Raw genomic sequence first — 1,844 nt, 5'->3', positions numbered from 1 at the left:
CAATTACATCGAGACTGAAGATTCCGAAGATTGCGATCGTGAGCTCCATCAATGAGAAGATGAAAATGCGGTATCGTTGAAACCGATCTGCGAGCCAGCCGCCGGTAATGGCGCCGAGCCCAAGCCCAAGCATGAAAATCGAAACGATGGCACTGACCGAGTCAAGGTCGACACCGTACCAGCCAAAAAGCATACGCTGCCATGCGATTTGATAGAGCAGCGCGGCAACGCCGGATCCGAAGAAAAGAACGCTCGTCAAAGCCCGCGGCGAGCGGCTGATTGTGACGATCCCAATCGCCGACGGATAGGATTTCATCTTCCACGATCTCCAACGTGCCACACCGCCGTCCATGAATTCTCAACTGTAAATAAAACAGGTAGCGGTAAGTGTGAATTTCTTGACCCTAATGCAGCGTACGATAATATCCGCTCCGCGCTTGCCCGAGCTTCTGGTTTTGGGCGTACGCTTCTTATTGGCCGATATCCACCGGATGACGCCCGTGCTGACGCCGAGATTGCTACTTTCGACGGATGTTGGCAATGCCACTTCCTCGACACGCAGGGTCATTCAAAGAACTCTTCCCGTGACGGCGGAGATTGCGGCTTGGCGGTCTTCGCGGAAATTGTCGCGGGCTTCGGGCACGCTTAGCCCGGCTCGGCGGATGATTGCGAGGACGAGATTTCGGATGCAGGCGAGGGCCCTTGCGCCGGCGCGCACCCTGCATCGATCTTCGCTTAGGCTCACATCGCGCACGTAGTGCAGCTTGGTTTCGATGGCCCAATGCTCGCGCGCCAGAGCGAGCAGGGGTTCGGGCGAGGCTTGCTCGCGCGTCAGGCTGGTGACGAAGTAAGCGATCTCGACGCTTTCTTTTCCCTTGATCCAGCGCCGCCGCGAGAGCGCGTATGATTTGCGCCGCGCCGGGCCATTGCAGATGTTTGACGGCCTCCCACGTTACGGCGATCTGGCGCGTCTCGACCCGGCCATGTCCCTTCTCGACGCTCGTTGCGCGCGCAATATAAGGCGGCGGTCCGTCACAGACATGACACATCGGATATATCCGATGTGTTAAAAGGGGAAAGGTCGCCGAAGGCGACTTTGATGTTGCTTTCCAATTCCGGCTGGTTGCCTTTGACCGCGAAGAGGTCATGCCCGTTGGCGTCGCGGATATGGCGACATATCTCGCGGCTCGCGCGAAAATCGCGTCGCCGGTGATCATCGCTCCATCGTCCTTCGGCTTCGCTCAGGATGAGGGGCAACCCCTTCAACACCACCATTGCCGCCGTGATCTCGTTGGCGTCGGGCGCAACAGCGAGATCGCCGATCACGGCCGAAAGGCCGGTCGCGAAGGCCGGCAGAACATGCAAAGGCCGGTCATCGGGCCGCCGGCTTCCGCGCAAAGTCTTGCCCCTCATCCGGAGCTTGTCGAAGGACGATGGCGATATGCCCGGGCGCATCCGCACCGCGTGCGAAACGGCCCAGAGCGCGCGCCAAAGCTTCGCCATCAAGCCCTTGAAAGAAATAGGGATAGGTCGCGTGACACGGCGCCCGTCCACGGGCAATGCCAAATAGCTTCAAAGCCTCAGGTTGCAGCCGCCGACCCCAGCGGAAAATCGAAAGCAAATCGTTCGACCCCGCCAACATAGCCGCAACCGCGATCGCCAAAATCGACCGTAGCTCGTAATGACGTCCCTGGCGTTCGCGCCGATCCTCGATCTCCCCCAATGCGTCCGACAAATTGCGAACCATGGCGAACCACCTCCAAACGGCGATTCGCCAATAGAATCCATCTCCTCCGGAATGTCAGCAACCCTCCCTGCGGTTTATTGAATCACCCGGCTGGAGG

2 protein-coding genes and 2 pseudogenes are annotated in these 1,844 nt (G+C 58.9%); all 4 read right to left on the bottom strand.

What is annotated here, in order from left to right; translation table 11 throughout:
- Positions 1–316: pseudogene (locus ACREXZ_RS30735) on the bottom strand (spermidine synthase); the annotation flags it as partial.
- 252 nt (positions 317–568) lie between these two features.
- On the bottom strand, positions 569–835 hold the full coding sequence (locus tag ACREXZ_RS30730) for a hypothetical protein (protein WP_431767895.1): 267 nt from the start codon (positions 833–835) through the stop codon (positions 569–571).
- A 197-nt stretch (positions 836–1,032) separates the two neighbouring features.
- Positions 1,033–1,503: a hypothetical protein gene (locus ACREXZ_RS30725; RefSeq protein WP_431767896.1), complete on the bottom strand. Its 471-nt coding sequence runs from the start codon at positions 1,501–1,503 to the stop codon at positions 1,033–1,035.
- Positions 1,504–1,528: 25 nt separating this feature from the next.
- Positions 1,529–1,747, bottom strand: a pseudogene (locus ACREXZ_RS30720) (transposase family protein); the annotation flags it as partial.
- Positions 1,748–1,844 lie beyond the last annotated feature (97 nt).

Source organism: Paraburkholderia sp., from assembly GCF_050742655.1.
In the GTDB taxonomy this organism is placed as follows: domain Bacteria; phylum Pseudomonadota; class Gammaproteobacteria; order Burkholderiales; family Burkholderiaceae; genus Paraburkholderia.
The sequence above is the reverse complement of the archived record's forward strand: the minus strand, read 5'-3'. Positions and strand labels throughout refer to the sequence as shown.